Here is a 6075-nt window from a genome sequence, read left to right as displayed (position 1 = left end):
ACATAAAAACATACAATAAATATGGTAAGATTAAGGGGGGGATATTAGGCTAGGTACTTTTTGTTTATTTTCCGGAACAAATAAGGAATCATTGCGGCAAATGGCTGTTGAAATAATATAAACATTGTAATTGGCACCGCAACAGGAGGAGGGAAAAAGGTTAAGGCTAACACCAGGCCAAAACTAATATTGCGTAAGCCCACGCAATAGATCATGGCTAAAGCTGTTTCTTTAGACCTGTCCTTAAATACATAGGAGCCTAAGAAACCGATCAAATATCCAGCTGCTACCAGGAACATAGTGATCAGGACTATTTTCAAGGTGGAGATATCCCAACTGATACTTGGTCCGACGATTGCCGCGTTTACGAAAATCACAGCAAAGAAAGCAATCTTGGATATAAAGTTGGCAGCAGTTTTAATAACAGGAGTAAGTATCTCTCTGCTATAATCGTGGAGAGTCATGCCAAGTATGCTTGGTACGGTAACCATAAGCAAAAGCTGGACCATCATTTGCACATAGTCAATGTGCAGTGTCTGACCTATAACGACTTTAAAAAAGAAAGGCAGCATTACCGGGACAATGAGGGTATCAAGGGTTACGGCCACAAGTGCAATGGACACATTTCCCTGGGTTAACGCCGTCCAGATGACTGAAGTTACACCAATGGGGGTAGAAGCACCTAGTAAATAGCCCAATTGCACAGACTGATTGCCGGCGAACAAGATAAGACCGGTCAACCAGGCAATAAGTGGTGAAACAATGTGGATTAACATTAATATCCATACAGGAATGACCGGCCTTTTAAGTACCTGCAGGAATTCCTTAAAGCTTGTATCCAGCGCGGTAACAAAAGTCATATAAGCAAATGCGCCAATGACTATTGCCCGGAGCGCAGCAGAATCCGAAATTGGTGAAATAAAGCCAATAAGCAAGGCGGACAAAACAATTAAGAACATGCGCTGTCCCAGCCAAGCTGTCACTTTTGCCAAACAATTAACCATAAATTAACCTCCAAACGAAAAACTAAAGTAAATATTTCCCGGTTGTTAAAGTGATCCCTTCTTTTGCGGTAATTTTAACCATAGCTGCTGTAGCGAATGCAGGAAATTTGCTAAATAAGGCGAATTTTAGTTGACATATAGATAATAACATATGGTAAAATTTAGGAGTAGATATGCGGGAGGATATAGTATTTAAGGGAAACAAAGGCGGCCTCGAACTGGTAATTAAGGAATCTGTTGATTTTACTGCTATTTTAGAACAGCTAAAAGAGAAATTAGAATCTGCCGCACATTTTTTTACCGGAAACGCCGGTATCAAGGTGGTAGCCGGCTCTAATTCGTTAACCGGCGACGAACGGCACCAGCTTATTAACCTGTTGGCAGGCTACGGCCTCGCTCTGTATGACCAGCCTGAAGCGCCAGTGTTATCTACGGAATCTTTAACAGAGGGCGCTAGCGTACAAGATAGTGAGATTCCAGTGGAATACCGGCAGGAGCCTGAGGGTGGGCAAACTCTGATTGTGTCAAGAATGTTAAGAGGCGGACAGCGGGTAGTGTTTAGCGGATCAGTTATTGTTATGGGTGATGTAAATCCCGGTGCTGAAATAATTGCTGGCGGTAACATTACTGTTCAGGGAACCTGCCGGGGGTTGGCTCATGCCGGCGCAAAAGGTGATCAGCTGGCGACGATTACGGCTGATAAGCTGATTGCTGGCCAGCTAAGGATAGCCGGGATAATTGCCAGAGCCCCTGATAATCAGGACAATCCTACCTGCAGGGAGACTGCCCGCATAGTTAGAGATATTGTTATTATTGAACCAACAGATAAAATGAAATTAGCATCAGAGGAAGTGTGAGCTCTCTTTGATAGGCTGTAGGAGGTACGTACATAGATGGGGGAAGTAATTGTCATCACGTCAGGCAAGGGTGGCGTAGGTAAAACAACGACAACAGCTAACCTTGGAACAGGCTTTGCTCTTCAGGGTAAAAAAGTGGTCTTGGTAGACGCTGATATTGGTCTCCGGAATCTTGATGTGGTCATGGGGCTCGAAAACAGAATCGTTTATGATTTGGTGGATGTAACTGATGGTAACTGCCGCTTAAAACAGGCGCTAATCCGGGACAAGCGCTACGAAACACTGTATCTGCTGCCAGCTGCTCAGACCAGGGATAAAAATGCCGTGACGCCTGACCAAATGCGGCAACTATGTAAAGAACTTGCAGAGGAATTCGACTATGTAATCATCGATTGTCCGGCTGGTATCGAACAAGGCTTTAGAAACGCTATTGCTGGTGCTGACCGGGCCATTATCGTCACAACGCCGGAAGTATCCGCCGTGCGGGATGCTGATCGGATTATTGGCTTGTTGGAATCTGAAGGTAAACATAATCCTAAACTGATTGTTAATCGCATTCGACCGCTTATGGTAAAAAAAGGCGATATGATGGATATTGACGATATCATTGAAATCTTAGCTGTTGATTTGCTGGGCATAATCCCTGAAGATGAGTATATTGTTATTTCTACTAACCGTGGCGAACCGGCAATCGCGAACACGACAGCCTTGGCGGGCATTGCCTATAGGAATATCGTACGGCGCCTGATGGGGGAAAACGTGCCGCTAATGGCGCTTGAGGTTAATAACAGCTTATGGGGTAGGTTCAGAAAAGTGTTAGGGTTTTAAATAGTGGCTGGGAGGGGAAACAAGGTGTTTGAACTTATACAAAAACTGTTTGGCAGAGAGGCGCAGGGTTCGAAAGATATTGCTAAAGAACGGCTTAGGTTTGTACTGGTCCATGACCGTGTCAATGTATCGCCGCAATTTATGGAAGTTATTAAAGATGACATGATAAAAGTTATCTCAAACTATATGGATATCAACGAAACCGAGATGGAAATAAGTCTGACTAAGACCAATACACAAGTGGCTCTGGTAGCCAACATTCCAGTTAATCGCATGAAACGTGGTACTATGGCAGGCGAGTAAATTAATGAAGCAGAGTAAAGAAACAGTGCTCTGCTTTTTTTATTGCCCGCAATACTGGACGCAGGCAGGAAATACTATTATAATATATAAGACATCGGTAGAGAGAAGGATGGTCTGTATGCTTAACCAGCGCCTGTTGCGGAACTTAGACTTTATACTTATTGGAGTTACAGCCCTCCTGGTTATCATTAGCCTGGTTATTATTGGCAGTGCAACTCACATCAACGGCCCTAGTGAAGATCGATACTGGTATGTTGAACGCCAGGGGCTGTTTGCTTTGGCAAACATTGCTATAATCTTCATAATGCTAAACTTTGACTATAAATCACTTGAGAAATTTGCCGGTCTTCTCTATGCTTTCAACATGATCATGCTGCTGGCAGTTATGTTTGTCGGTCAATCTGCGCTGGGGGCTCAGCGCTGGATTCAGCTTGGTCCAATTAGTCTGCAGCCGTCAGAGTTCTCCAAACTTATTATGATTATTGCTTTAGCGCAAATCCTCGACAAACGTACAGGCAAGCTCAACAGCTTTAAAGAGATTATCCCGGTATTCGTTTATGTTGGGGTACCCTTTCTTCTGGTGTTGAAACAGCCTGACTTAGGTACTTCCCTGGTATTTCTGGCAATATTATTTGGTATGATTTTTGTGGCTGGTATTAGTACCCGCCATTTGATGGCGATCATTGGTGCCGGTCTTGCGTTCCTGCCAATTTTCTGGCATTTTTTAAAAGACTATCAAAAAAAACGGTTAACAGTATTTATTGACCCTAATGTTGATCCACTGGGGTCTGGGTACCATATCATCCAATCCAAGATTGCCATTGGTTCCGGCATGCTGTTTGGTAAAGGCTTATTTAATGGCACACAGAGCCAGCTTAATTTTTTACCGGAAAACCACACTGACTTTATTTTCGCTGTTATTGGTGAAGAGTTGGGATTTGTCGGTTCAACCCTGATTTTGCTGCTTTATTTTATTTTGCTTTACCGTGGTGTTAAGATTGCCGGCGCAGCCCGGGACAATTTTGGCATGCTTGTAGCAACAGGCATTACCTCTATGCTTGCCTTTCATCTATTGGTTAATGTTGGTATGACAGCAGGCATTATGCCTGTTACCGGTATCCCGCTGCCACTTATGAGTTATGGTGTAAGTTCTCTGACCACAAATCTTGTCAGTATTGGGATATTGCTAAATATCTATATGCGAAGGCAAAAGATCCTGTTTTGACACCAGCGAGCCACCGGCTCGCTTTACTTTTTGTGGTGATATAATTGAATGCGCTATCGTTAGTGTTCTTGTTCTTTTGGGGAATCTGCAAAACATAAATACATTGTAATAGTTATAAATTCGTAGTTTTGTCATATATATTCCATAAGATACTTTAGCCGGTGTTTATGGAGGGTTTAGCATGACAAAGTTGTGGAATCGTTTGAGAAACCGCTGGTATTTGACTACGCGGAATCGCACTAATGAAAAAAACTGGCAATCCTATTATAATGATACACCTGACTATACCTGGCTAAAAAAGACAGTTGTGGCTTTGGGGATATTTGCTATGATCTATGGTGCCCATGTTTCAGACACTAGGATTGGACAGGAAGTAACAGGTGCTGTGAGGCAAATGCTAACTACTCAGACTGATTTTGTGTACTATTCGGTAAAAACAGTAGATTATATTAATGCATATTGGCCAAATGCCATACAACTTTCAGAAATTCCGGTTTTAAAACAGGTTAAGGCAACAGTCTCGCGGCCTGCTGATCCTTTAATGTATATGACTAAACCTGTAGAAGGGCAGGTAATGGCCGGCTACGGCTGGCAAACAAACCCGGGGCTCAAGCAGGATACTTTACACGAGGGCATTGATATTGCTGCACAGGCCGGGACCAGTGTGCGGGCTGCTGCTCCAGGCAGCGTCAAAATAGTGACAGATAGTGCCCAGTTTGGAAAAGTTTTAATTATCGATCATGGGCAGGGTATCGAAACTTTTTACGGACATCTGGCCGATGTCTTAGTCAAAGATGGCGATGCGGTAAGCCAGGGACAGGTAGTAGGTCGAGTTGGAAAAACAGGGGCTGCTGCGCCGGTGCTTTATTTTGAGCTGAGGGAAAACGGCAAAGCAATTGATCCTCTTCCCAGAATGAAAAGTGAGTCAGTCAAGTAAAGGATGTGAAATATGCGGGCCGGTAAAGTTGCAGGGGTTGAAATTGTTTTAAACAATTGGTTTCTAGCTTTGATTGCTTTGTTTTCGGTTGCCGGTCTTATCAGCAAGATACTGCTGGTATTTAGTGCGGTATTATGGCATGAACTTGCTCATATGCTAATGGCCGGCGGCTTAGGCTACAAGGTTAAGCAGGTTGAATTTCTGCCCTTTGGTGCTATGGCCCGTGTGGAGCGCCTTGCCGATGCCGGCGCGGCCAGTGAAATAATGATAGCAGCCGCCGGACCAATGGCAAGCCTGGTTCTGGCGGCTTTATGTTATGCACAGCTGAATGAGGCAAATAGTTGGCAGGATGTGCTTAGATTCTACGGCGAAGTGAATCTTACCCTGGCACTCTTCAATCTGCTGCCGGCTTTGCCGTTAGACGGCGGGAGAATTTTGCGGGCGATATTATCGCGTCGGCGTGATTACCGTGAGGCTACAGCTATTGTTGTTACGCTTAGTCATTTGATTGGCTGCTTACTGGTAATACTCGCCGGAATGGGGTACTGGTTTCACGATACGATTAATTTGACAATGCTGATAGCAGCAGGCTTTCTTCTGCTTACGGCCCGGGCTGAAAATAATCTGGCCGGGTTTCGGAACATGCGCATTTTAGCAGGTAAAAAAGCAGAGCTTTCCAGTCGTGGTGTTATGCCCACAAGCCATATTACGGCAATGGAGAGCACTAGTATCAGTGAGGTCATTCGCTTATTAGGGCCGGAACAGTACTATGTGATTCATATTGTTGATCGTGATTTCCATCTAAGCGGGTCCCTAACTGAAACTGAGGTATGGGAACGGCTGCTGGAACAGGGAATTAAGGGCAAAGTGAATGATTTTATAAATAAGGCTTGATATTTCCGCTGGAAAAATACATAATAA

Annotated in this window: 7 protein-coding genes; 6 read left to right on the top strand and 1 reads right to left on the bottom strand. The window is 44.1% G+C overall.

The genetic code is table 11. The annotated features are described in order from the left end of the window. Nucleotides 1-44: 44 nt before the first annotated feature. Nucleotides 45-1004: a bile acid:sodium symporter family protein gene (locus VN379_RS02320; protein ID WP_325530388.1), complete on the bottom strand. Its 960-nt coding sequence runs from the start codon at nt 1002-1004 to the stop codon at nt 45-47. A 173-nt stretch (nt 1005-1177) separates the two neighbouring features. Here VN379_RS02320 and minC point away from each other — a divergent pair, with 173 nt between their 5' ends. The 6 genes from minC to VN379_RS02290 all read left to right on the top strand — a co-directional run bounded on the left by minC (nt 1178) and on the right by VN379_RS02290 (nt 6048). Next, nucleotides 1178-1861, top strand: coding sequence for a septum site-determining protein MinC (gene minC / locus VN379_RS02315; protein ID WP_325530386.1), 684 nt, complete (start codon nt 1178-1180; stop codon nt 1859-1861). Nucleotides 1862-1897: 36 nt separating this feature from the next. Further along, nucleotides 1898-2689 carry a septum site-determining protein MinD gene (gene minD, locus VN379_RS02310; protein WP_325530384.1) on the top strand — a complete coding sequence of 264 codons (792 nt, stop codon included), beginning with the start codon at nt 1898-1900 and terminating at the stop codon, nt 2687-2689. Between the two features lie 24 nt (nt 2690-2713). Beyond that, nucleotides 2714-2992, top strand: coding sequence for a cell division topological specificity factor MinE (minE, locus tag VN379_RS02305; RefSeq protein ID WP_325530382.1), 279 nt, complete (start codon nt 2714-2716; stop codon nt 2990-2992). Nucleotides 2993-3110: 118 nt separating this feature from the next. Next, nucleotides 3111-4217, top strand: coding sequence for a rod shape-determining protein RodA (rodA, locus tag VN379_RS02300; protein WP_325530380.1), 1107 nt, complete (start codon nt 3111-3113; stop codon nt 4215-4217). 181 nt (nt 4218-4398) lie between these two features. Continuing rightward, nucleotides 4399-5154 carry a M23 family metallopeptidase gene (locus VN379_RS02295; protein WP_325530378.1) on the top strand — a complete coding sequence of 252 codons (756 nt, stop codon included), beginning with the start codon at nt 4399-4401 and terminating at the stop codon, nt 5152-5154. Nucleotides 5155-5166: 12 nt separating this feature from the next. Further along, nucleotides 5167-6048 carry a M50 family metallopeptidase gene (locus VN379_RS02290; RefSeq protein ID WP_325530376.1) on the top strand — a complete coding sequence of 294 codons (882 nt, stop codon included), beginning with the start codon at nt 5167-5169 and terminating at the stop codon, nt 6046-6048. Nucleotides 6049-6075 lie beyond the last annotated feature (27 nt).

The sequence above is a fragment of the Sporomusa sp. genome (assembly GCF_035561255.1).
Lineage (GTDB): Bacteria > Bacillota > Negativicutes > Sporomusales > Sporomusaceae > Sporomusa.
This window is presented reverse-complemented; position numbering and strand designations above follow the sequence as displayed.